The organism is Streptococcus sp. FSL L8-0526, assembly GCF_038007145.1.
Classification (GTDB): domain Bacteria; phylum Bacillota; class Bacilli; order Lactobacillales; family Streptococcaceae; genus Streptococcus; species Streptococcus thermophilus.
This window is the reverse complement of sequence record NZ_JBBOWP010000001.1, coordinates 263,967-288,786: the sequence shown is the minus strand read 5'-3', so window position 1 is coordinate 288,786 and position 24,820 is coordinate 263,967. Positions and strand designations below refer to the sequence as shown.

12 protein-coding genes, 18 tRNA genes, 3 rRNA genes and 2 pseudogenes are annotated in these 24,820 nt (G+C 41.2%); 33 read left to right on the top strand and 2 right to left on the bottom strand.

Features of this window, described 5'->3' with window-relative positions; translation table 11 throughout:
* The first annotated feature begins 9 nt into the window (after positions 1 to 9).
* A complete protein-coding gene (gene ftsH / locus NSQ85_RS01585) occupies positions 10 to 1,977 on the top strand; it encodes an ATP-dependent zinc metalloprotease FtsH (protein ID WP_179974109.1) in 1,968 nt (655 codons plus the stop codon).
* A 42-nt stretch (positions 1,978 to 2,019) separates the two neighbouring features.
* Here the strand turns inward: ftsH and NSQ85_RS01580 are convergent.
* A protein-coding gene (locus tag NSQ85_RS01580; protein WP_179974110.1) for an ISL3 family transposase occupies positions 2,020 to 3,277 on the bottom strand; the annotation gives its coding sequence in 2 pieces (ribosomal slippage) (positions 2,020 to 2,988 and positions 2,990 to 3,277; 1,257 coding nt in all).
* 121 nt (positions 3,278 to 3,398) lie between these two features.
* Here NSQ85_RS01580 and NSQ85_RS01575 point away from each other — a divergent pair.
* The 26 genes and pseudogenes from NSQ85_RS01575 to NSQ85_RS01450 all read left to right on the top strand — a co-directional run bounded on the left by NSQ85_RS01575 (position 3,399) and on the right by NSQ85_RS01450 (position 15,461).
* Positions 3,399 to 4,520 (top strand): annotated as a pseudogene (locus NSQ85_RS01575) (IS3 family transposase).
* A 401-nt stretch (positions 4,521 to 4,921) separates the two neighbouring features.
* A 16S ribosomal RNA gene (locus NSQ85_RS01570) occupies positions 4,922 to 6,469 on the top strand.
* A 54-nt stretch (positions 6,470 to 6,523) separates the two neighbouring features.
* Positions 6,524 to 6,596 (top strand) — tRNA-Ala (locus NSQ85_RS01565).
* Positions 6,597 to 6,743: 147 nt separating this feature from the next.
* Positions 6,744 to 9,643 (top strand): 23S ribosomal RNA (locus NSQ85_RS01560).
* A gap of 83 nt (positions 9,644 to 9,726) precedes the next feature.
* Positions 9,727 to 9,842, top strand: a 5S ribosomal RNA gene (gene rrf / locus NSQ85_RS01555).
* Together the 16S, 23S and 5S rRNA genes with 18 tRNA genes alongside form the textbook arrangement of a ribosomal RNA operon.
* Positions 9,843 to 9,847: 5 nt before the next feature.
* Positions 9,848 to 9,920, top strand: a tRNA-Val gene (locus NSQ85_RS01550).
* A gap of 2 nt (positions 9,921 to 9,922) precedes the next feature.
* A tRNA-Asp gene (locus NSQ85_RS01545) sits at positions 9,923 to 9,995 on the top strand.
* A gap of 19 nt (positions 9,996 to 10,014) precedes the next feature.
* A tRNA-Lys gene (locus tag NSQ85_RS01540) sits at positions 10,015 to 10,087 on the top strand.
* A gap of 5 nt (positions 10,088 to 10,092) precedes the next feature.
* A tRNA-Leu gene (locus NSQ85_RS01535) sits at positions 10,093 to 10,174 on the top strand.
* Between the two features lie 15 nt (positions 10,175 to 10,189).
* A tRNA-Thr gene (locus tag NSQ85_RS01530) sits at positions 10,190 to 10,262 on the top strand.
* 6 nt (positions 10,263 to 10,268) lie between these two features.
* Positions 10,269 to 10,340, top strand: a tRNA-Gly gene (locus NSQ85_RS01525).
* A 6-nt stretch (positions 10,341 to 10,346) separates the two neighbouring features.
* Positions 10,347 to 10,432 (top strand) — tRNA-Leu (locus NSQ85_RS01520).
* Positions 10,433 to 10,446: 14 nt separating this feature from the next.
* A tRNA-Arg gene (locus NSQ85_RS01515) sits at positions 10,447 to 10,520 on the top strand.
* Between the two features lie 7 nt (positions 10,521 to 10,527).
* Positions 10,528 to 10,601 (top strand) — tRNA-Pro (locus tag NSQ85_RS01510).
* Positions 10,602 to 10,606: 5 nt separating this feature from the next.
* A tRNA-Met gene (locus tag NSQ85_RS01505) sits at positions 10,607 to 10,680 on the top strand.
* Between the two features lie 14 nt (positions 10,681 to 10,694).
* A tRNA-Ile gene (locus NSQ85_RS01500) sits at positions 10,695 to 10,768 on the top strand.
* 19 nt (positions 10,769 to 10,787) lie between these two features.
* A tRNA-Ser gene (locus NSQ85_RS01495) sits at positions 10,788 to 10,877 on the top strand.
* Between the two features lie 18 nt (positions 10,878 to 10,895).
* Positions 10,896 to 10,969, top strand: a tRNA-Met gene (locus NSQ85_RS01490).
* A 3-nt stretch (positions 10,970 to 10,972) separates the two neighbouring features.
* Positions 10,973 to 11,045 (top strand) — tRNA-Phe (locus NSQ85_RS01485).
* A 12-nt stretch (positions 11,046 to 11,057) separates the two neighbouring features.
* Positions 11,058 to 11,128, top strand: a tRNA-Gly gene (locus NSQ85_RS01480).
* Positions 11,129 to 11,161: 33 nt separating this feature from the next.
* A tRNA-Ile gene (locus NSQ85_RS01475) sits at positions 11,162 to 11,235 on the top strand.
* Positions 11,236 to 11,239: 4 nt separating this feature from the next.
* Positions 11,240 to 11,327: transfer RNA gene (locus NSQ85_RS01470), tRNA-Ser, on the top strand.
* A 56-nt stretch (positions 11,328 to 11,383) separates the two neighbouring features.
* Entirely contained in the window at positions 11,384 to 12,214 is an 831-nt protein-coding gene (gene mreC, locus NSQ85_RS01465; RefSeq protein ID WP_179974111.1) for a rod shape-determining protein MreC, read from the top strand.
* Position 12,215: 1 nt separating this feature from the next.
* Positions 12,216 to 12,740 carry a rod shape-determining protein MreD gene (gene mreD / locus NSQ85_RS01460; RefSeq protein WP_179974112.1) on the top strand — a complete coding sequence of 175 codons (525 nt, stop codon included), beginning with the start codon at positions 12,216 to 12,218 and terminating at the stop codon, positions 12,738 to 12,740.
* Positions 12,741 to 12,824: 84 nt separating this feature from the next.
* On the top strand, positions 12,825 to 14,282 hold the full coding sequence (locus NSQ85_RS01455; RefSeq protein ID WP_340780989.1) for a CHAP domain-containing protein: 1,458 nt from the start codon (positions 12,825 to 12,827) through the stop codon (positions 14,280 to 14,282).
* A 213-nt stretch (positions 14,283 to 14,495) separates the two neighbouring features.
* Positions 14,496 to 15,461 (top strand): ribose-phosphate diphosphokinase, encoded by a 966-nt coding sequence (locus NSQ85_RS01450; RefSeq protein WP_011680585.1) that lies wholly within the window; start codon positions 14,496 to 14,498, stop codon positions 15,459 to 15,461.
* Positions 15,462 to 15,509: 48 nt separating this feature from the next.
* On the opposite strand, the pseudogene NSQ85_RS01445 reads toward NSQ85_RS01450, so the two are convergent.
* Positions 15,510 to 16,358 (bottom strand): annotated as a pseudogene (locus tag NSQ85_RS01445) (transposase).
* Between the two features lie 212 nt (positions 16,359 to 16,570).
* Here NSQ85_RS01445 and NSQ85_RS01440 point away from each other — a divergent pair.
* From NSQ85_RS01440 to NSQ85_RS01415, 6 genes are all read left to right on the top strand, one after another.
* Positions 16,571 to 17,746 carry a pyridoxal phosphate-dependent aminotransferase gene (locus NSQ85_RS01440; RefSeq protein WP_179974114.1) on the top strand — a complete coding sequence of 392 codons (1,176 nt, stop codon included), beginning with the start codon at positions 16,571 to 16,573 and terminating at the stop codon, positions 17,744 to 17,746.
* Complete coding sequence (gene recO / locus NSQ85_RS01435) at positions 17,733 to 18,506, top strand: DNA repair protein RecO (RefSeq protein WP_179974115.1); 774 nt, start codon at positions 17,733 to 17,735, stop codon at positions 18,504 to 18,506. The genes NSQ85_RS01440 and recO overlap by 14 nt, the downstream gene beginning before the upstream one ends.
* 214 nt (positions 18,507 to 18,720) lie before the next feature.
* A complete protein-coding gene (plsX, locus tag NSQ85_RS01430; protein ID WP_179974116.1) occupies positions 18,721 to 19,725 on the top strand; it encodes a phosphate acyltransferase PlsX in 1,005 nt (334 codons plus the stop codon).
* Positions 19,725 to 19,970, top strand: a complete 246-nt coding sequence (locus NSQ85_RS01425; RefSeq protein ID WP_179974117.1) for a phosphopantetheine-binding protein — start codon at positions 19,725 to 19,727, stop codon at positions 19,968 to 19,970. The genes plsX and NSQ85_RS01425 overlap by 1 nt, the downstream gene beginning before the upstream one ends.
* A 282-nt stretch (positions 19,971 to 20,252) precedes the next feature.
* Positions 20,253 to 20,960, top strand: coding sequence for a phosphoribosylaminoimidazolesuccinocarboxamide synthase (purC, locus tag NSQ85_RS01420; RefSeq protein WP_179974118.1), 708 nt, complete (start codon positions 20,253 to 20,255; stop codon positions 20,958 to 20,960).
* Positions 20,961 to 21,015: 55 nt separating this feature from the next.
* Positions 21,016 to 24,741 carry a phosphoribosylformylglycinamidine synthase gene (locus NSQ85_RS01415; protein ID WP_340780987.1) on the top strand — a complete coding sequence of 1,242 codons (3,726 nt, stop codon included), beginning with the start codon at positions 21,016 to 21,018 and terminating at the stop codon, positions 24,739 to 24,741.
* Positions 24,742 to 24,820 lie beyond the last annotated feature (79 nt).

Sequence of the window (24,820 nt, the reverse complement as noted above, 5' to 3'; positions counted from 1 at the left end):
AATTAACTTATGAATAATAAAAATAATAATGGCTTCTTACGGAATGCTTTCCTTTACATCGTAATGATTATTGCGGTTGTAACGGCAGTACAGTATTTTGTTGGAGGAAGTCAAAGTCCAAGTCAACAATTATCTTATACCCAGTTGATTAAGAAAATTGAAGATGGTAAGGTAAAATCAATTACCTATCAACCTAATGGTAGTATCATTGAAGTTAAAGGAGACTACAAAAAGGCTGAAAAGGTTGATAATGACCTAAGTTTGCCATTTTTAGGTGGAGCATCGTCAGAGACACAAAGTTTTACATCAACTGTGCTTAATAATGAAACGATAATACAGGCATTACAGTCAGCTTCAGAAAAAGCTAATGTTAATATCAAAATGATACATGAAAGTTCAAGTGGTACTTGGATTTCGTATCTCTTTAGTTACCTTCCTTTGATTGGTATTGCTATTTTTTTCATTTTTATGATGAATCAAGGTGGTAACCCCGGTGCCATGAACTTTGGCCGTAATCGTGCTAAAATTCAGTCAAAAGAAAATATTAAAGTTCGTTTTACAGATGTAGCCGGTGCAGAAGAAGAAAAAGAAGAACTTGTAGAAATAGTAGATTTCCTCAAAAATCCACGTAAATATAAAGCTTTGGGTGCACGTATTCCTAAAGGAGTCCTCCTCGAAGGCCCTCCAGGAACAGGTAAAACCCTCCTTGCTAAAGCTGTGGCTGGTGAAGCTGATGTACCATTCTTTAGCATCTCAGGTTCTGATTTTGTTGAAATGTTTGTCGGTGTCGGAGCTAGCCGTGTACGTAGTCTGTTTGAAGATGCTAAAAAGGCAGAGCGTGCTATTATCTTTATTGATGAAATTGATGCTGTTGGTCGTCGTCGTGGTACCGGAATGGGAGGTGGCAATGATGAGCGTGAACAAACCCTTAACCAATTGTTGATAGAGATGGATGGGTTTGATGGTAATGAGAATATTGTTGTCATTGCTGCAACTAACCGTAGTGATATTCTTGATCCAGCTCTTCTACGTCCGGGACGTTTTGACCGCAAAGTTCTTGTTGGACGCCCTGATGTAAAAGGTCGTGAAGCCATCTTGAAAGTACATGCTAAGAATAAACCATTGGCTGAAGATGTCAACCTTAAGGTTGTTGCTCAGCAAACTCCAGGTTTTGTTGGAGCTGACTTAGAGAATGTCTTGAATGAGGCTGCTTTAGTTGCGGCACGACGTGGTAAGACTAAGATTGATGCTAGTGATATTGATGAAGCAGAGGATCGTGTCATTGCTGGACCAGCTAAGAAAGATCGCCAAGTTTCGGAACATGAACGTAAAGTTGTTGCCTACCATGAGGCTGGTCACACGATTGTTGGATTAATACTCTCTAGTGCTCGTGATGTTCACAAAGTTACTATTGTTCCCCGAGGTCGTGCGGGTGGCTATATGATTTCTTTACCAAAAGAAGATCAAATGTTGTCATCTAAAGATGAACTGAAAGAACAATTAGCGGGCTTGATGGGAGGACGCGTTGCAGAAGAAATTATTTTTAATCTTCAAACTTCTGGTGCTTCCAACGACTTTGAGCAGGCAACACAGTTAGCACGTGCAATGGTTACTGAATATGGTATGAGTGAAAAACTTGGACCAGTCCAATATGAGGGTAACCACGCGATGACCCCAGGTCAATTTACGCCAGACAAGTCTTACTCAGCTCATACAGCTCAACTCATCGACGAAGAAATTCGATCACTTTTAGTTGAGGCACACGACAGAGCGGCTGAAATTATCAATGCGAACCGAGACACACATGCTCTTATTGCAGAAGCTTTGCTTAAGTATGAAACACTTGATGCTGCACAAATTAAATCAATTTATGAGACTGGTAAGATGCCGGTAGATTCAGAAGAAGATAACCATGCTTTATCTTTTAATGAAGTTAAAAAGAGACTTGAAAACAAAAATAAAGATGACGAAGAGTAGAATTTTTCGGCTCTTTGTCAACTGTAGTGGGTTGATGAAAAGTTACAACCTGGAGAGGACCAAATTGGTTCTCCCCTTTTTGATGTTCAAAACAATTAAAATTCTAGTTTTAAAGTTGTCAAAGTTCCGGAAGCTAAAAGCATTTCGCTTGATGACTTTGATGAGGTTAATGGTAGCTTCTATTTTTGCGTTTGAGTGGGGAAGTTCCAGTGCATTCATAATCTTGTCCTTATCTTTCAAAAAGGTCTTAAAAAGAGTTTGAAAAATAGGATTTACAGAAGAAATTGTTTCTTCAATAAGACTAAAGAAATGTTCCGTTTGTTTCTCTTGAAAATGAAAGAGTAGGAGTTGATAGAGATTGTAGTGCTGTCTAAGTTCTTGTGAGTATGAAAGGAGCTTTTCTAGAACCTTTTTATTGGTCAAGTGTGATCGAAAAGTTGGTTGATAAAATCGTTTATCACTGAGTTTACGGCTATCCTGTTGGATGGGTTTCCAGTAACGTTTCAGTGCTTTATATTCGTGCAATCTCCGATCAAACTGATTCATAATTTGTATGCATACGTGATTCATTGCTCGATTGAGATGCTGGACAATGTGAAAGCGGTCGAGAACGATTTTTGCATTTGAAAAAAGTTTTTTAGCAATATCGTAGTAGGGACTAAACATGTCTATGGTAATAACTTTCACACGACATCTCACCTGTCTAGAATAATGAAGTAAATGATTGCGAATAGTTGCTTGAGTCCGTCTATCTAGGATAGCTACGATCTTTCTTGTATCGTAGTCCTGTGCAATAAAGCTCATCTTACCTTTCTTGAAGCAGTACTCATCCCAGCTCATGTGTTCTGGAAGGTGGTTAAGATCAGACTTTAACTCGAACTCTTTAAAATTATGGATGACTGTCGAAGTAGAGACCGATAAAGTTTCGGTGATAGCCGTCATAGAGACTTTCTCGATTAATTTTTGAGTGATTTTATGGTTGACGATCGTTGAAATTTGGTGGTTCTTTTTGAACTAAGGAAGTCTCTGCGACAGCCATTTTTCCGTATACTTTACAACGAAAGCGGCGTTTTCTCAATCGAATAAGAGTTTTGTAGACCGCACACTCTAGATAGGGAATTTTAAATTCTTTTTGGAAGTCAAATTTAGCCATTTGTCCTTGACAGTCGAGACACATAGGAGCAGGGTAATCTAGCTTAGCAATGATTTTTTTATGTGTTCCAGCATCCAAATAATCCAAGAATATGATGTTCTTGTCTCTAATTCCGAATATGTTTGTTATAAAATCTAATTGTTCCATTAGGTTCTTTCTAATGATGGTTTGAGGTTCTTTCTAATGATGGTTTGGTCACTTTTCATTATAGGTTGAACTGCATCCCAAAAGTTAGATAGAAAAATCTAACTTTTAGGGTGTTTTTATTATGAAATTAACTTATGAAGATAAAGTTCAAATATATGAATTGAGAAAGCAAGGAGAAAGCTTTATCCGACTTTCAAATCAATTTGGGGTGAACATTTCTGGTCTAAAATATATGGTGAAATTAATTGACCGTTATGGAATAAAAATCATCAAAAAGGGAAAGAATCGTTACGATTCACCAGAATAAAAACAAGAAATGATTGATAAAATTCTACTTGAAGGTCGTTCACAAAAAAGTGTAAGTCTTGATTATTGTCTTCCAAGTGGTGGCATGTTGCCTAATTGGATAGCACAATACAAAAATGGGTATACTCTTCTTGAGAAAAGAAGAGGGAAAGTACCTAAAATGGGGCGTAAACCAAAGAAGAAATCCGAAGAGATGACAGAGCTAGAGCGACTTCAAGAGGAGAATGAACGCTTACGTACCGAGGTGGCCTACCTAAAAAAGTTAAAAGAGTTAGAGGAAAGGGACGAAGCCTTACAGCGAGAAAGGCAGAAACAATTAGAGAAATGATTTCAGGAGGATTTCGACTCGATTTACTTCTTGAAACAGCACGTTTAGCTCGCTCGACTTACCATTATCAGTTGAAACAACTAGATGGGCACGACAAAGATAAAGAGACTAAAGGCGAAATTCAAGAAATTTATTATGAGCATAAAGGAAATTATGGCTATCGCCGAATAACTCTTGAATTGAGGAATCGTGGTTTTGTAGTGAACCAGAAGAAGGTCCAACGTCTGATGAAGCTCCTTGGTTTAAGTTCCCAAATTCGTCGTAAATGCAAGTATTCTTCATACCAAGGAGAAGTTGGCAAGAAAGCAGATAACCATAGTGACCAAGGTTGGCAATACAAACATCAGTATTATCATCAATTTTTAGAGGATAAAAGGATCCAATCGTCCATGTCACGTAAGGGGAAATAGTCCAGACAATGGTATGATGGAGTCCTTCTTTGGTATTCTTAAGTCTGAGATGTTTTGTGGTTACGATTAGACATCTCAGTCACTTGAGCAATTGGAACAAGCTATTGTAGACTATATTGATTACTACAACAACAAACGTATTAAGGTAAAAATAAAAAGATTTAGTCCTGTGCAATACAGGACTAAATCCTTTGTATAAATTAGTTGTCTAACTTTTTGGGGTCAGTACAGGTCTTATGGGATTTTTTAATCTTTTTTCTACTTTTAATGAAAAAAGTTCGCTAATAACAAAAAATTATAAAAAAGGTTCTAAAACTTTTAAAAAAGCTATTGACAAGTTTAAGAAGGGATGATATTATAAAAAAGCTGTTTCGCAAGAGACGGCTAGCACGAAGAAGAGAAAAAAACTTCAAAAAAAGTGTTGACAAGCTATTCTATCTTTGCTAGAATATAGAAGTTGTCTCAAGAGAGGCAAAGACCTTTGAGAACTGAATAAGAAACCAAGTGCAGGGTTATGATAGAAGAATTATAACCTGTCAATTTACAAGAATAAATCGTCAGACGACGGTAATGAGTTAACGCTCGAACAATTATTAAAGTATTAATGAGAGTTTGATCCTGGCTCAGGACGAACGCTGGCGGCGTGCCTAATACATGCAAGTAGAACGCTGAAGAGAGGAGCTTGCTCTTCTTGGATGAGTTGCGAACGGGTGAGTAACGCGTAGGTAACCTGCCTTGTAGCGGGGGATAACTATTGGAAACGATAGCTAATACCGCATAACAATGGATGACACATGTCATTTATTTGAAAGGGGCAATTGCTCCACTACAAGATGGACCTGCGTTGTATTAGCTAGTAGGTGAGGTAATGGCTCACCTAGGCGACGATACATAGCCGACCTGAGAGGGTGATCGGCCACACTGGGACTGAGACACGGCCCAGACTCCTACGGGAGGCAGCAGTAGGGAATCTTCGGCAATGGGGGCAACCCTGACCGAGCAACGCCGCGTGAGTGAAGAAGGTTTTCGGATCGTAAAGCTCTGTTGTAAGTCAAGAACGGGTGTGAGAGTGGAAAGTTCACACTGTGACGGTAGCTTACCAGAAAGGGACGGCTAACTACGTGCCAGCAGCCGCGGTAATACGTAGGTCCCGAGCGTTGTCCGGATTTATTGGGCGTAAAGCGAGCGCAGGCGGTTTGATAAGTCTGAAGTTAAAGGCTGTGGCTCAACCATAGTTCGCTTTGGAAACTGTCAAACTTGAGTGCAGAAGGGGAGAGTGGAATTCCATGTGTAGCGGTGAAATGCGTAGATATATGGAGGAACACCGGTGGCGAAAGCGGCTCTCTGGTCTGTAACTGACGCTGAGGCTCGAAAGCGTGGGGAGCGAACAGGATTAGATACCCTGGTAGTCCACGCCGTAAACGATGAGTGCTAGGTGTTGGATCCTTTCCGGGATTCAGTGCCGTAGCTAACGCATTAAGCACTCCGCCTGGGGAGTACGACCGCAAGGTTGAAACTCAAAGGAATTGACGGGGGCCCGCACAAGCGGTGGAGCATGTGGTTTAATTCGAAGCAACGCGAAGAACCTTACCAGGTCTTGACATCCCGATGCTATTTCTAGAGATAGAAAGTTACTTCGGTACATCGGTGACAGGTGGTGCATGGTTGTCGTCAGCTCGTGTCGTGAGATGTTGGGTTAAGTCCCGCAACGAGCGCAACCCTTATTGTTAGTTGCCATCATTCAGTTGGGCACTCTAGCGAGACTGCCGGTAATAAACCGGAGGAAGGTGGGGATGACGTCAAATCATCATGCCCCTTATGACCTGGGCTACACACGTGCTACAATGGTTGGTACAACGAGTTGCGAGTCGGTGACGGCGAGCTAATCTCTTAAAGCCAATCTCAGTTCGGATTGTAGGCTGCAACTCGCCTACATGAAGTCGGAATCGCTAGTAATCGCGGATCAGCACGCCGCGGTGAATACGTTCCCGGGCCTTGTACACACCGCCCGTCACACCACGAGAGTTTGTAACACCCGAAGTCGGTGAGGTAACCTTTTGGAGCCAGCCGCCTAAGGTGGGACAGATGATTGGGGTGAAGTCGTAACAAGGTAGCCGTATCGGAAGGTGCGGCTGGATCACCTCCTTTCTAAGGAAAAACGGAATGTACTTGAGTTTCTTATTTAGTTTTGAGAGGTCTTGTGGGGCCTTAGCTCAGCTGGGAGAGCGCCTGCTTTGCACGCAGGAGGTCAGCGGTTCGATCCCGCTAGGCTCCATTGAATCGAAAGATTCAAGTATTGTCCATTGAAAATTGAATATCTATATCAAATTCCATATGTAAGTAATTACATATAGATAGTAACAAGAAAATAAACCGAAACGCTGTGAATATTTAATGAGTTAGGTCGAAAGGCCAAAAATAAGGTTAAGTTAATAAGGGCGCACGGTGGATGCCTTGGCACTAGAAGCCGATGAAGGACGTGACTAACGACGAAATGCTTTGGGGAGCTGTAAGTGAGCAATGATCCAGAGATGTCCGAATGGGGAAACCCGGCAGGTAATGCCTGTCACTCATTACTGTTAAGGTAATGTAGAGGAAGACGCAGTGAACTGAAACATCTAAGTAGCTGTAGGAAGAGAAAGCAAAAGCGATTGCCTTAGTAGCGGCGAGCGAAACGGCAAGAGGGCAAACCGAAGAGTTTACTCTTCGGGGTTGTAGGACTGCAACGTGGACTTAAAGATTATAGAAGAACTACCTGGGAAGGTAGGCCAAAGAGAGTAATAGCCTCGTATTCGAAATAGTCTTTATACCTAGCAGTATCCTGAGTACGGCGAGACACGAGAAATCTCGTTGGAATCTGGGAGGACCATCTCCCAACCCTAAATACTCTCTAGTGACCGATAGTGAACCAGTACCGTGAGGGAAAGGTGAAAAGCACCCCGGGAGGGGAGTGAAATAGAACCTGAAACCGTGTGCCTACAACAAGTTCGAGCCCGTTAATGGGTGAGAGCGTGCCTTTTGTAGAATGAACCGGCGAGTTACGATATGATGCGAGGTTAAGTTGAAGAGACGGAGCCGTAGGGAAACCGAGTCTTAATAGGGCGCATTAGTATCATGTCGTAGACCCGAAACCATGTGACCTACCCATGAGCAGGTTGAAGGTGAGGTAAAACTCACTGGAGGACCGAACCAGTGCACGTTGAAAAGTGCTTGGATGACTTGTGGGTAGCGGAGAAATTCCAAACGAACTTGGAGATAGCTGGTTCTCTCCGAAATAGCTTTAGGGCTAGCGTCGATGTTAAGTCTCTTGGAGGTAGAGCACTGTTTGGGTGAGGGGTCCATCCCGGATTACCAATCTCAGATAAACTCCGAATGCCAATGAGATATAATCGGCAGTCAGACTGCGAGTGCTAAGATCCGTAGTCGAAAGGGAAACAGCCCAGACCACCAGCTAAGGTCCCAAAATATATGTTAAGTGGAAAAGGATGTGGGGTTGCACAGACAACTAGGATGTTAGCTTAGAAGCAGCTATTCATTCAAAGAGTGCGTAATAGCTCACTAGTCGAGTGACCCTGCGCCGAAAATGTACCGGGGCTAAAACATATTACCGAAGCTGTGGATACCTTTATAGGTATGGTAGGAGAGCGTTCTATGTGCGAAGAAGGTGTACCGTGAGGAGTGCTGGAGCGCATAGAAGTGAGAATGCCGGTATGAGTAGCGAAAGACAGGTGAGAATCCTGTCCACCGTAAGACTAAGGTTTCCAGGGGAAGGCTCGTCCGCCCTGGGTTAGTCGGGACCTAAGGAGAGACCGAAAGGTGTATCCGATGGACAACAGGTTGATATTCCTGTACTAGAGTATATAGTGATGGAGGGACGCAGTAGGCTAACTAAACCAGACGATTGGAAGTGTCTGGCCAAGCAGTGAGGTGTGATATGAGTCAAATGCTTATATCTTTAACATTGAGCTGTGATGGGGAGCGAAGTTTAGTAGCGAAGTTAGTGATGTCACACTGCCGAGAAAAGCTTCTAGCGTTAATTATACTCTACCCGTACCGCAAACCGACACAGGTAGTCGAGGCGAGTAGCCTCAGGTGAGCGAGAGAACTCTCGTTAAGGAACTCGGCAAAATGGCCCCGTAACTTCGGGAGAAGGGGCGCTGACTGATGGTCAGCCGCAGTGAAAAGGCCCAAGCAACTGTTTATCAAAAACACAGCTCTCTGCTAAATCGTAAGATGATGTATAGGGGGTGACGCCTGCCCGGTGCTGGAAGGTTAAGAGGAGTGCTTAGCGTAAGCGAAGGCATGAATTGAAGCCCCAGTAAACGGCGGCCGTAACTATAACGGTCCTAAGGTAGCGAAATTCCTTGTCGGGTAAGTTCCGACCCGCACGAAAGGCGTAATGATTTGGGCACTGTCTCAACGAGAGACTCGGTGAAATTTTAGTACCTGTGAAGATGCAGGTTACCCGCGACAGGACGGAAAGACCCCATGGAGCTTTACTGCAGTTTGATATTGAGTATCTGTACCACATGTACAGGATAGGTAGGAGCCTATGACCTCGGGACGCCAGTTTCGAGTGAGGCGTTGTTGGGATACTACCCTTGTGTTATGGCTACTCTAACCCAGATAGGTTATCCCTATCGGGGACAGTGTCTGACGGGCAGTTTGACTGGGGCGGTCGCCTCCTAAAAGGTAACGGAGGCGCCCAAAGGTTCCCTCAGAATGGTTGGAAATCATTCGCAGAGTGTAAAGGTATAAGGGAGCTTGACTGCGAGAGCTACAACTCGAGCAGGGACGAAAGTCGGGCTTAGTGATCCGGTGGTTCCGTATGGAAGGGCCATCGCTCAACGGATAAAAGCTACCCTGGGGATAACAGGCTTATCTCCCCCAAGAGTTCACATCGACGGGGAGGTTTGGCACCTCGATGTCGGCTCGTCGCATCCTGGGGCTGTAGTCGGTCCCAAGGGTTGGGCTGTTCGCCCATTAAAGCGGCACGCGAGCTGGGTTCAGAACGTCGTGAGACAGTTCGGTCCCTATCCGTCGCGGGCGTAGGAAATTTGAGAGGATCTGCTCCTAGTACGAGAGGACCGGAGTGGACTTACCGCTGGTGTACCAGTTGTTCTGCCAAGAGCATCGCTGGGTAGCTATGTAGGGAAGGGATAAACGCTGAAAGCATCTAAGTGTGAAGCCCACCTCAAGATGAGATTTCCCATGATTTTATATCAGTAAGAGCCCTGAGAGATGATCAGGTTGATAGGTTAGAAGTGGAAGTGTGGTGACACATGTAGCGGACTAATACTAATAGCTCGAGGACTTATCCAACGAAAGTAACTGAGATATATTGACAACGATTTGGTTTCTTGATACAGTATAGATATTCAATTTTGAGTTGAGAATACTCAGAGTTAAGTGACGATAGCCTAGGAGATACACCTGTTCCCATGCCGAACACAGAAGTTAAGCCCTAGTACGCCTGATGTAGTTGGGGGTTTCCCCCTGTTAGATACGGTAGTCGCTTAGCAAAAAGGGAGTTTAGCTCAGCTGGGAGAGCATCTGCCTTACAAGCAGAGGGTCAGCGGTTCGATCCCGTTAACTCCCATAGGTCCCGTGGTGTAGCGGTTATCACGTCGCCCTGTCACGGCGAAGATCGCGGGTTCGATTCCCGTCGGGACCGTTCAAGTAGAAATATTTGAGACTCGTTAGCTCAGTTGGTAGAGCAATTGACTTTTAATCAATGGGTCACTGGTTCGAGCCCAGTACGGGTCATATATGCGGGTGTGGCGGAATTGGCAGACGCACCAGATTTAGGATCTGGCGCTTAACAGCGTGGGGGTTCAAGTCCCTTCACCCGCATTAGAAAAAAAGTTAGCCGGCTTAGCTCAGTTGGTAGAGCATCTGATTTGTAATCAGAGGGTCGCGTGTTCAAGTCATGTAGCCGGCATTAAATGCGAACGTAGTTCAGTGGTAGAACACCACCTTGCCAAGGTGGGGGTCGCGGGTTCGAATCCCGTCGTTCGCTTGAGGAGCCGGGGTGGCGGAACTGGCAGACGCACAGGACTTAAAATCCTGCGAAAGGAAACTTTCGTACCGGTTCGATTCCGGTCCTCGGCATAACTTAATAATGAGCACCCTTAGCTCAACTGGATAGAGTACCTGACTACGAATCAGGCGGTTAGAGGTTCGACTCCTCTAGGGTGCATTTTTATCGGGAAGTAGCTCAGCTTGGTAGAGCACTTGGTTTGGGACCAAGGGGTCGCAGGTTCGAATCCTGTCTTCCCGATTCACGGCGGTGTAGCTCAGCTGGCTAGAGCGTCCGGTTCATACCCGGGAGGTCGGGGGTTCGATCCCCTTCGCCGCTATATATGGATTACTTGGACCTTTAGCTCAACTGGTTAGAGCACTCGGCTCATAACCGAGCGGTCGTAGGTTCGAGTCCTACAAGGTCCATATATTATTTATAATATTGGGAGGATTACCCAAGTCCGGCTGAAGGGAACGGTCTTGAAAACCGTCAGGCGTGTAAAAGCGTGCGTGGGTTCGAATCCCACATCCTCCTTATAATTCTTATAATTAACGCGGGATGGAGCAGCTAGGTAGCTCGTCGGGCTCATAACCCGAAGGTCGTAGGTTCAAATCCTGCTCCCGCAATATGGCTCGGTAGCTCAGTTGGTAGAGCAATGGATTGAAGCTCCATGTGTCGGCGGTTCGATTCCGTCTCGCGCCATTTTGTTGTTAAGCGGGTGTAGTTTAGTGGTAAAACTACAGCCTTCCAAGCTGTTGTCGCGAGTTCGATTCTCGTCACCCGCTTTATTTTGAAACAAATATCCAAGCATCTAGCTTGGGCGCGTAGCTCAGATGGTTAGAGCGCACGCCTGATAAGCGTGAGGTCGGTGGTTCGATTCCACTCGTGCCCATATTGGAGAATTACTCAAGAGGCTGAAGAGGACGGTTTGCTAAATCGTTAGGTCGGGTAACCGACGCGGGGGTTCGAATCCCCCATTCTCCGTATTATGACGAATTATCATTTAGATAATTCGTTTTCTTTTTTATAGAGGTGGCAAAATGAAAAATAGTTTTTATCGATTTCTTCTATACGCGTTTGTTCTTATTCTATTTTTTGTAATGCTTATTTCTTTTGTTTTTAGAAATAATAAATTGTCCAGGGATGTTTCTTCTAATGTCTCGGGAGTTGTGTCTAAAGTAGATTCTGTTATTTCAGTTCCATTTACTGCATTAGCAAAGTCTCATGATATTATTTCTGATTTTTTGTCAACCTATTCTGAGAATCGTGATTTAAAGAAATCATTATCTACTTTAGAAAATCAATCTGCTGTCATCTCTAATTTACAAGAAGAAAATGACTCTTTGAGAGCTTCTTTAAATCTTTCGGATAAACTTAGTCGTTACAATGTAATTACTGCTGAGGTTTCAATGCGTCCATCTGTTACTTGGTTGAAGGAGTTAACGATTAATGTTGGAAAGTCTAAAAGTGTTAGTAAGTCTATGTTGGCGACTTCCAATGGTGGAGTAATTGGTTTTATAACTAAAATTTATGATCATAGTACAACTGTCTCTTTACTCTCTAATAGCTCAAATGATTCTTATATTGCTTCTAGTGTAAAAGGTGAGGATGGAAGTCAGATTTTTGGAATTATATCAAGTTATGATAATAAAAAGAAGCTTTTGGAAATGACTCAGCTAAATTCATCTTCTGATGTTAAAGTTGGTTCTGAAGTGGTAACAAGTGGCCTAGATGAAGTTTCAGTAAAAGATGTCCCAATTGGTAAGGTTGAATCTGTGATTGATTATGAAGGGAATCGTACGATTTTAGTTAAAGCTCATGCTGATTTTGATAAAATTTCTTATGTTACTCTTGTTGGAAAAGGTAAATAATATGAAGTTTTTCAAGTTTTCTGTTACTCCATACTGGTTGAGTATTATTCCTTTTCTCTGGGATGGTCATATTTCGATGCTACTTAACCATTATTTTTCTCCAGAATTATTTCTATCGTCCCACCTCTTTATTATCTATATATCCATCTTAACTCTCAGCCGTCCTTATAATTTTTCACTTCTATACCTTGTTTGTTTAGGATTCCTATATGATACATATTATTTCAAAACACTCGGTATAGTAATTATAACTCTCCCACTTTTATCCTATCTGTTTTCTCAACTATTGCGTTTTGTCAAGAGAAATGCTTATGTTGATTGCTTATTGGCTTTTTTATTCTTATTTCTCTTTGATACTTTAAATTTTGGTTTTGCCTTATATTATGGCTTCACAAATGAGTATATTAGTGATTTTATTATTTATCAACTCTGTCCTAGTCTAGTGTTTAATCTTTTGATTTTTATTTTGATCAAACCTTTTGTCGAAAAATTATTTTTGTATCTTTCAGTTGATAGATTTAAATAAAACTGTAATATTGGCGTAACAAAGTTTGCGCCATTTTTTGATACAATTAAGGAGTCTTATCGAAAAGGAGTAGTATTTTATATTATGAAAAAACGTATTCTTTCAGCAGTGTTGGTAAGTGGTGTAACTTTATCAGCAGCTGCATCAGTACATGCAGAGGATTATGATTCGCAAATCGCTGCTACAAATAACGCAATTAGTAACCTTGCTTCTCAACAAGAGGCTGCACAAGCACAAGTTACTACAATCCAATCTCAAGTATTAACTCTCAGAACACAAAAAACTGAATTGGAAGCTAAAAATGCCGAACTTGAAAAAGTATCTGCAGATTTGGAATATGAAATTCAAGAATTATCAAGTAAGATTGTAGCTCGTCAAGATTCTTTGGCGAAACAAGCTCGTAGTGCTCAACAAAATAACACTGCTACTAGCTACATTAACTCTATCTTGAACTCTAAGTCAATCTCTGAAGCTATTACTCGTATCACAGCTATTTCAAAAGTTGTTACAGCTAATAATGATTTGTTGACTAAACAAGAGTCAGATCAAAAAAAGCTTGCTGCTAAACAAGAAGAAAATCAAGCTGCAATTAATACTATTGCAGCTAATAAGTCAGAACTTGAAACAACAGAAGCTAGTTTGACAACTCAACAAGCAGAACTTGAAGCAGCACAAGTTACTTTGGCTGCTGAATTGGCAACAGCTCAAAATGAGAAGACATCACTTGTCTCTGCTAAATCAACTGCTGAATCTGTAGCAGCCTCGACGGCTGCATCAGTGGCACAGTCTCAAGCAATTGCTGAATCAGAGGCAACTGCACAAGTTGTAGCTTCTTCAGAAGCAGCAGCATCAGTAGCTTCTTCAGAAGTAGCAGCTACTTCTGAAGCTGTAGCTCAGCCTTCAGAGGCATCAGTTTCTGAAACATCGACAGCTTCTGAGGCTGCACAGGAGCCGGCTTCATCAGAAACATCAGAAGCACAACTAGAATCAGCTGCACCAGCTTCTTCAGAAGCTCCTGCTAGAGTAGCACCTGTCGCAACATCTCAAGCTGCACCAGCTTCTTCAGAAGCTCCTGCTAGAGTAGCACCTGTCGCAACATCTCAAGCTGCACCAGCTTCTTCAGAAGCTCCTGCTAGAGTAGCACCTGTCGCAACATCTCAAGCTGCACCAGCCGCTGAAACACATAAAGTGTTAGCAGCATCAAGTCCTAATACATATCCAGTTGGACAATGTACTTGGGGTGCGAAATCATTGGCTTCATGGGTTGGTAATAATTGGGGTAATGCTAAAAACTGGATTGCTAGTGCGCAAGCAGCTGGTCACTCAGTAGGTACAACTCCAGTAGCCGGTGCGATTGCGGTATGGCCCAATGATGGTGGTGGTTATGGTCACGTAGCTTATGTTACATCAGCATCAGGTGTAAATTCAATTCAAGTTATGGAATCGAATTATGCTGGTAACATGTCAATCGGTAACTACCGTGGTACATTTGATCCAACATCATCAGCGCATGGTGGTTCTATATTTTATATTTACCCATAATGAGTACAACAAAAGCGATTCGGCTATTCTCGAATCGCTTTTATTTTATATAAATAATATATTCAGCCTGAGAAAATAATGGTGTTTGAAAAAAATTCTAGACTAAGGGGAAGTATTTTTATCCTTGTTAAGTTCATGTGACACCATTTATTTGGCGTTGAAAATCAACTTAAAAAAAGGTAGAATGGTCTAGTAGATATTTTGGAGGAAATCATGTCTTATACGAATTTAAAGTTATTTGCTTTGTCGTCTAACCAAGAATTAGCAGCAAAAGTTGCTGATAAAATTGGTATTGAACTTGGAAGATCAAGTGTTCGTGAATTTTCAGATGGTGAGATTCAAGTTAATATTGAAGAGTCTATTCGTGGTCATCACGTTTTTATTCTTCAATCTACAAGCTCTCCTGTAAATGATAATTTGATGGAAATCTTGATTATGGTTGATGCGCTAAAACGTGCTAGCGCTGAGACAATCAATGTTGTTATGCCTTATTATGGATATGCACGTCAAGATCGAAAGGCACGTTCACGTGAACCAATCACATCTAAGTTGGTTGCTAATATGCTCGAGGTAGCAGGTGTTGACCGTCTTTTGACAGTTGACCTTCATGCTCCTCAAATTCAAGGATTCTTTGATATCCCGGTGGATCATTTGATGGGAGCGCCTCTTATCGCAGATTATTTTGATCGTGCTGGTCTTACGGGTGATGATGTGGTTGTTGTTTCTCCAGATCATGGTGGTGTTACTCGTGCGCGTAAACTTGCTCAATGTTTGAAAACACCAATCGCTATCATTGATAAACGTCGTAGTGTTGATAAAATGAACACTTCTGAGGTTATGAATATCATTGGTAATGTTGAAGGGAAAACATGTATCTTGATTGATGATATGATTGATACTGCGGGTACCATCTGTCATGCAGCGGATGCACTTGCTGAAGCTGGTGCTACAAATGTCTTTGCATCATGTACTCACCCTGTATTGTCAGGTCCAGCTCTTGATAATATTCAAAAATCTGCTATTGAAAAGCTTGTTGTGCTTGACACGATTTATCTTCCAGAAGAGCGTTTGATTGATAAAATTGAACAAATTTCTATTGCTGATTTGATTTCTGAAGCAATCATTCGTAGTCATGAAAAACGCCCATTGTCACCATTGTTCGAAATGGGTCATAAATAGATTAAAGCGGCTTTTTGTCAACTGTAGTGGGTGACGAAAAGCTAACATCTAGAGAGGATCAGATAGGTCTTCTCTTTTTGTATGTTAAGAGTGATGAAAACACGTTTTCTAAAGTTAATAAAATTTCTAAAACCGAAGCCCAGACGTCTAATATCTTTGATAAGCTTATTGGTCCCCTCCAATTTTGCATGTGAGGACTGTGTTTTTGGTATATTTTTGATGTATCGTTTGTGTCTAAGAAAGGTCCTAAAGACTGTTTTGAAGTAATAATTGACCTTGCTTATTTTCACCTCTATGGGTTGAAAAAAAACTCATTCACCCTCTTATCCTGAAAGTGAAAAAGCAAAGGTTGATAGAGGTTGTAATAATTAGCGAGCTCTTCTGAGAAATTCAGTATCTTCTCAACGGCTTCATGTGGGTTTAAGGTTTGACAAAAGGTCTTCGAGTGAAATGATTTACAAGATAACTTACGGCGAGTCACCAGTGATTTTTAAAGATCGATAAGGTAGTGGATTCTTATTGAACTGGTTCATAATGGCAATTCTTGTCTTTAAAAAGGCTTGATCAAGCTGCTGGATGATGTGGAAACGATCAATAATGATTTGGGCATTTAGGAAAAGTCTTCGAACTAGTGGAATATAAGCTCCTGACATGCCCATCGTGATAAACCTTACCTTTTGTCGGATAAGATTAGAGATTTGGTGGTTTTTCTCAACGATTAATGTCTCAGCCACCGTGACTTTTCTACAATCTTTACACTGGAAGCGATGTTTCTTCAGGCGTAGTAGTGTTGGAGTTTCAGTTTTGCTTGAATCTCGATGTAGGTATCTTTTTCGAGAACAAGAGAAGTAATGATGTTAAGGTCTTTAACTCTGTGGTATTTTTAATAGATCTCATGAGTTCTTGCTAATGATGGTTTAGTCAATTTTCATTATAGTTCTTATGGGACTTTTTGTGTATACTTAAAAAGCTCCATAATCTCTACAGTGGTTTTACCCCCTACAGAAATTATAGAGCCATTAAAGCTAGCCTAGGACAGTTTTTTTGGTGTTTAAATGCGTTTGAGTTTTTGATATAATGTTAGGCATAATTGCAAAGAGGTGACTGTGATGGATTTAACACAACGTTTTAATAAAAATTTAGATAAGATTGAAGTCTCAATGATTCGTCAGTTTGACCAATCAATTTCAGATGTTCCAGGTATTAAAAAGTTGACGCTTGGAGAACCTGATTTTACGACTCCAGATCATGTGAAAGAAGCAGCTAAAACTGCGATTGATGCGAACCAGTCACACTATACAGGTATGGCTGGACTTCCTGATTTGCGCCAAGCTGCTGCGAATTTTGTTAAGGAAAAATACAATCTAACTTATAATCCCGATAATGAAATTTTGGTAACTATTGGGGCCACAGAAGCTCTTTCTGCGACTTTAACAGCTATTTTGGAGCCAGGTGATACGATTCTTTTGCCTGCACCAGCCTATCCAGGATATGAGCCGATTGCAAATCTAGTTGGGGCTAAAATTGTTGAAATTGATACAACAGCTAATGATTTTGTTTTGACACCGGAGATGTTAGAAAAGGCAATTTTAGAGCAAGGGGATAAGCTTAAGGCTGTTTTACTTAACTACCCAACCAACCCAACAGGTGTGACTTATTCACGCCAACAGATTGAAGATATTGCTGAAGTTCTGAAAAAATATGATATTTTTGTTGTTAGTGATGAAGTATATTCAGAACTAACTTATATAGATCAACATGTTTCTATTGCTGAATATTTGCCTGAGCAAACTATTTTAATCAACGGCTTGTCGAAATCTCATGCGATGACAGGATGGCGTATTGGTTTAATTTTTGCACCAGCAAGTTTGACGGCTCAGTTGATTAAGAGTCACCAGTATTTGGTGACGGCTGCAGCTACTATGGCACAATTTGCAGCTATCGAAGCATTATCTGCTGGTAAGGATGATGCACAACCAATGAAAGTTGAGTATTTAAAACGTCGGGATTATATTCTTGAAAAAATGACTGAACTTGGTTTCAAAATTATTAAACCTGATGGTGCCTTCTATATCTTTGCTAAGATTCCAGAAGGATATAATCAAGACTCCTTTAAGTTCTGTCAAGACTTTGCTCGTGAAAAAGCTATTGCTATTATTCCTGGCGTTGCTTTTGGGAAATATGGCGAAGGTTATGTTCGCTTGTCGTATGCAGCTAGCATGGACACTATTGAAACAGCTATGACTCGTTTGAAAGAGTTTATGGAAGAACATGCAGAAGCTTGAGAGTAGGGGACTTATCCTCTTCAATCGTAATTATCGTGAGAATGATAAGCTGGTTAAGATTTTTACCGAACAAGCTGGTAAACGGATGTTTTTTGTTAGAGGTGGTGGGTCAGGTAAATTGAGTGCTGTGATTCAACCTTTAAACATCGCTGAATTTATGATGACTGTAAATGATGAAGGTTTATCTTTCATAGAGGATTATAGTCAGGCAGAGTCTTTTAAGGCAATTACAAGTGATATTTTTAAGCTGTCTTACGCGACCTATTTAGCTGCCTTGACTGATGCTGCTATTGCTGACGGTGTGGTAGATGCACAATTATTTGCATTTTTAGAGAAAACCCTTGAGTTAATGGAAGAGGGCTTAGATTATGAAATATTGACTAATATTTTTGAGATTCAAGTTTTGGACCGTTTTGGCGTACGATTGAATTTTCATGAATGTGTCTTTTGTCATGGTGTTGGTCTTCCTTTTGATTTCTCGTATAAGTTCTCAGGTTTACTTTGTCCCAATCATTACGAAGAAGATGCAAGGCGTAGTCATTTGGACCCTAATGTGCCTTATCTTTTGGATCGTTTCCAGGGTCTTTCGTTTGAAGAATTGAGAAGCATATCTGTTAAGGATGAAACGAAACGAAAGTTGAGACAATTTATTGATGATCTTTATGATAGTTATGTTGGGATTCATCTTAAAAGCAAGAAGTTTATTGATAATCTAAATTCTTGGGGTCATATTATGAGTAAAGAAGATAGTGCTGATTAAGCATTGTCTTTTTTGTTTCACGTGAAACAGGAATGTAGCGGTTTTCAGTCTCAGGGGTTAAAATGCAGGTCAGTTCGTGCTATAATAAGAGGACAATAAGCTGAAAGACTCTGCTGGGGATAGTGACCGAGGGATGTCTATCTTTGATACAGAGTGATTTATTGATAGAATTTGAGTCTATTGTTTAAGAGCAGAGGATGAGAGGGAGAATGCTATGCATGTAATTGCAGTGGATGCTATGGGTGGCGATAACGCGCCACAAGCGATCGTAGAGGGAGTTAACAAAGCTTTAGCAGAGTTCAAAGATATTGAAATCCAGCTTTATGGTGACGAAGCTAAAATCAAAAACTATTTGACAGCGAATGAACGTGTGAGCATTGTACATACTGATGAAAAGATAAATTCGGATGATGAGCCCGTCAAAGCTATTCGAAAGAAAAAGAAAGCTTCGATGGTTTTGGGTGCACAAGCTGTTAAGGAGAAAGCAGCGGATGCTGTAATCTCTGCAGGGAATACAGGTGCTCTTTTGGCCGCCGGTCTTTTTGTTGTTGGACGTATTAAGGGAGTTGAAAGACCAGGTCTTATGTCAACGATGCCAAGTTTTACTGGTCAGCCATTTGATATGCTTGATCTAGGAGCTAATGCTGAAAATACAGTTAATCACTTGCTTCAATATGCTATTTTAGGCTCTTTCTATGCTAAAAATGTACGTGGAATTGCCACCCCTCGTGTAGGGCTCCTTAATAATGGGACTGAGAAAACAAAGGGGGATAGTCTTCGTAAGGAGGCTTTTGAGCTTTTATCCAAGGAAGCAAGCATTAACTTCATTGGTAATGTCGAGGCGCGTGAAATCATGTCTGGAGCTGCTGATGTGGTAGTGGCTGATGGTTTCACAGGAAATGCGGTTCTTAAGGCAATTGAAGGAACTGGACTTGGCATAATGAAGAGTCTTAAGTCAGCCATAATGAATGGTGGTCTCAAAGCTAAGTTGGGTGCCTTCCTATTGAAGGATAGACTTAAAGGTATGAAAGAGACGATGGATTACTCAAGTGCCGGTGGAGCTGTTCTTTTTGGGCTCAAGGCTCCTGTAGTAAAATGTCATGGATCTAGTGATGTTAAAGCAGTCTACTATACCATTAAGCAGGTTCGTACGATGCTCGATACTAAGGTGGTGGAGCAACTAGTTGACGCTTTCGACCCGAAAGAGGAGGATAACTGATGAGTAGAGTAGAAATTCTTCAGGAAATGCAGCTCGTTATTCAAGAGCAATTGGATAGAAAGGACATTGTTTTAACCGAAGCTACCAAATTGAATGACTTGGGTGTAGATTCAATAGAGCTTATGGAATTCATTATTAATTTGGAGGATGAGTTTTCCCTAGAGATTTCTGATAATGCCATTGATCATATGGATAAGGTATCAGATTTGTTAGACTATTTGTCTGAGCAATTGAATAACAAATAAGAAAACTAGACTCTAGTTGTTAGATTCTAGAGGAATACAATAATGAAGCAACTATATGTTGCATGTTTTCATTTTATTGGAGTGAGATAAAAAGCTAAAAGTTACATTGATTTAGCACTATCTCACTCCTTTTTTCTATACTTTTTTATTAAAAAAACTCTAACCAACACTAAAAATCCGAACGTTATTTGTTTAATAAAACAAAAAAGTTTGATATATGTTTGTTTTTGGATTTTTGTGTGATATAATTAAGATGAACAAACTTGAAAGGCGAACGATTCTATGTCAAACCAACTGATTTATACTGGGAAAGCTAAAGATATTTATAGTACAGAAGACGAAAATGTGATTAAGTCGGTCTATAAGGACCAGGCAACCATGCTTAATGGTGCTCGTAAGGAGACCATTAAAGGGAAAGGCGTGCTTAATAATCAGATTTCGTCTCTTATTTTTGAAAAATTGAACGCTGCGGGTGTGGCTACTCATTTTATCGAACGTATCTCTGATACAGAACAACTTAACAAGAAGGTTACAATTATTCCTTTGGAGGTTGTGCTTCGTAACGTGACTGCGGGTTCTTTCTCAAAACGTTTCGGTGTGGAAGAAGGTCTGGACTTGAAAACTCCAATTGTTGAATTTTACTACAAAAACGATGATTTGGATGATCCATTTATCAATGATGAGCATGTGAAGTTTTTGGATATTGCTAATGATGAGCAAATTACTTATATCAAGGAGGAAACACGTCGTATCAACGAATTGCTAAAAGATTGGTTTGAGCAAATTGGTCTTCGTTTGATTGACTTCAAATTGGAGTTTGGTTTTGATAAGGATGGCAAGATTATCTTGGCAGATGAATTTTCACCAGATAACTGTCGTCTTTGGGATGCGGAAGGGCACCATATGGATAAGGATGTTTTCCGTCGTGATCTCGGTAGCTTGACAGATGTGTATGAAGTTGTATTGGAAAAATTGCAAGGATTGAAGTAAAGTTTTACTTGGTCGTCACTACAATCTTTTAGTGGAAATAGATAAAGGAAATAAAATGGATAAACGTATTTTCGTTGAGAAAAAAGCTGATTTTCGTGTGAAATCTCGCTCTTTATTAAAAGAATTACAGCATAATATTCAGTTGAAAACCTTGAATAATCTTCGTATTGTACAAGTTTACGATGTCTTTAATTTGGCAGAGGATTTGTTTGCCCGTGCGGAAAAATATATCTTTTCTGAGCAAGTGACCGATACTGTTTTGGATGAAGCTACAGTTAAGACTGACCTTGAGAAGTATGCTTTCTTTGCTATCGAAAGCTTGCCTGGTCAATTTGATCAACGTGCAGCATCTTCACAAGAAGCTTTGCTTTTGCTTGGTAGCTCAAGTGATGTAACGGTTAATACTGCTCAATTGTACTTGGTTAACAAGGACATTGCTGCTAATGAATTGGAAGCTGTTAAAAATTATCTATTGAATCCAGTGGACTCTCGTTTCAAAGATATCACTGTTGGTATTGCTAAACAGGATTTCTCTGAGTCTGACAAAACGATTCTAAACTTGGATTTCTTTGAAACTTATACAGCAGAAGATTTTGCACAGTATAAGGCAGATCAAGGATTGGCCATGGAAGTGGATGACCTGCTCTTCATTCAAGATTACTTCAAATCAATTGGACGTGTGCCAACTGAGACTGAACTTAAGGTTTTGGATACTTACTGGTCTGACCACTGCCGCCACACAACTTTCGAGACTGAGTTGAAAAACATCGACTTCTCAGCTTCTAAATTCCAAAAACAATTGCAAGCAACTTATGACAAATATATTGCCATGCGTGATGAGTTGGGACGTGCAGAAAAACCTCAAACCTTAATGGATATGGCGACTATTTTTGGTCGTTATGAGCGTGCCAATGGCCGTTTGGATGACATGGAAGTTTCTGACGAAATCAATGCCTGCTCAGTTGAAATTGAAGTAGATATCAATGGTGTCAAAGAACCATGGCTTCTTATGTTCAAGAACGAAACTCATAACCACCCAACGGAAATCGAACCATTTGGTGGAGCGGCTACTTGTATCGGTGGTGCCATTCGTGACCCATTGTCAGGTCGTTCATACGTTTACCAAGCTATGCGTATTTCAGGTGCCGGTGATATTACAACACCAATCGCTGAAACACGTGCTGGAAAATTGCCGCAACAAGTCATTTCTAAAAAAGCGGCTCATGGTTATTCTTCATATGGTAACCAAATTGGTCTTGCAACAACTTATGTTCGTGAATACTTCCACCCAGGTTTCGTTGCCAAGCGTATGGAGCTAGGTGCAGTTGTCGGTGCAGCTCCTAAGGAGAATGTTGTCCGTGAAAAACCTGAAGCTGGAGATGTGGTTATCTTGCTCGGTGGTAAGACTGGACGCGACGGTATCGGTGGTGCGACAGGTTCTTCAAAAGTTCAAACGGTTGAATCAGTTGAAACAGCTGGTGCTGAGGTTCAAAAAGGTAATGCTATCGAAGAACGTAAGATTCAACGTCTTTTCCGCAATGGTGAAGTAACACGTCTTATCAAGAAATCCAATGACTTTGGTGCTGGTGGTGTCTGTGTGGCTATCGGTGAATTGGCAGATGGTCTTGAAATTGATCTAGACAAAGTGCCATTGAAATACCAAGGTTTGAACGGTACCGAAATTGCCATCTCTGAATCTCAAGAACGTATGGCTGTGGTGGTTCGTCCAGAAGATGTAGATATCTTCGTTGCTGAATGTAACAAAGAAAATATTGATGCAGTTGTCGTTGCAACCGTGACTGAAAAACCAAATCTCGTCATGCACTGGAATGGTAAAACAATTGTTGATTTGGAACGTCGTTTCCTTGATACAAATGGTGTGCGTACAGTAGTAGATGTTAAGGTGGTTGACAAGGATGTCAAGCTTCCAGAAGAACGCAAAACCTCTGCTGAAACCCTTGAAGCAGATACGCTTGAAGTTTTGGGTGACCTTAACCATGCAAGTCAAAAAGGTTTACAAACTATGTTTGATAGCTCGGTTGGTCGTTCAACAGTCAATCACCCACTTGGTGGTCGATACCAAATTACTCCAACTGAAGCTTCTGTTCAAAAATTGCCAGTCCAATATGGCGTGACAACAACTGCCTCTGTCATAGCCCAAGGATTTAACCCATACATCGCAGAATGGTCTCCATATCATGGTGCTGCATATGCAGTCATCGAAGCAACAGCTCGTTTGGTTGCTGTTGGTGCAAATTGGTCTAAGGCTCGTTTCTCTTATCAAGAATACTTCGAACGTATGGATAAAAAAGCAGAGCGTTTTGGTCAACCAGTATCAGCTCTTCTTGGCTCAATCGAAGCTCAGATTCAACTTGGTTTGCCATCTATTGGTGGTAAGGACTCTATGTCAGGCACCTTTGAAGAATTGACAGTACCACCAACCTTGGTTGCTTTTGGGGTGACAACAGCAGACAGTCGTAAGGTCCTTTCTCCAGAATTTAAGGCTGCTGGTGAAAATATCTACTACATCCCAGGTCAAGCTTTGGCCCAAGAGATTGATTTTGATCTCATCAAGTCTAACTTTGCTCAGTTTGAAGCTATCCAAGCTGATCACAAAGTGACAGCTGCATCAGCTGTCAAATATGGTGGTGTCATTGAAGCTCTTGCACTTGCAACGTTTGGGAACCATATCGGGGCGACTGTAACCCTTGAAAATCTTGAGACTGCCTTAACAGCTCAATTGGGAGGATTCATCTTCACATCTCCGGAAGAGATTGCAAGTGTTGGCAAGATTGGACAAACAGTAGCTGACTTTACACTTGCTGTCAACGGTGTAACGCTTGATGGACATAAACTTGACAGTGCCTTTCAAGGTAAATTGGAAGAGGTTTACCCAACTGAATTTGCACAAGCAACTGAGTTAGAAGAAGTACCTGCTGTGACATCAGATACTGTTATAAAAGCTAAAGAAGTAGTTGAGAAAACAGTGGTTTACATCCCAGTATTCCCAGGTACTAACTCTGAGTATGACTCTGCTAAGGCCTTTGAAAAAGAAGGTGCCAAAGTCAACTTAGTACCATTTGTAACATTGAATGAAGAAGCGATTGTCAAGTCTGTTGACACCATGGTTGACAATATTGAAAAAGCTAACATTATCTTCCTTGCAGGTGGCTTCTCAGCAGCGGATGAACCAGATGGAGCAGCTAAATTTATCGTTAACATCTTGCTCAATGAAAAAGTACGTGCAGCTATTGATAGCTTCATCGAACGTGGTGGTTTAATCATCGGTATCTGTAACGGGTTCCAAGCTCTTGTCAAATCAGGTCTCCTTCCATACGGTAACTTTGAAGATGCAAGCAGTACTAGTCCAACCCTCTTCTACAATGATGCCAACCAACACGTGGCTAAGATGGTTGAAACACGTATTGCCAATACTAACTCACCTTGGCTTGCTGGAGTGAAAGTTGGTGACATCCATACCATCCCAGTATCACACGGTGAAGGTAAATTTGTCGTGACGACTGAAGAATTTGCGGAGCTTCGCGATAATGGTCAAATCTTTAGCCAATATGTTGACTTCGAAGACAAACCTAGCATGGATTCTAAATATAATCCAAATGGTTCTGTCAATGCTATTGAAGGTATCACAAGCAAGAACGGTCAAATTATTGGTAAGATGGGACACTCAGAACGTTTCGAAGATGGTCTCTTCAAAAATATTCCAGGAAATAAAGAACAGCACCTATTTGCGTCAGCGGTTAAATACTTCACTGGAAAATAATAGAGCGAGTTTAGCGCACTCAGTAATGATATTTTTCGCTGTAGCGATATTCTTAGAGAACTGGAGAATTTTGCAAAAT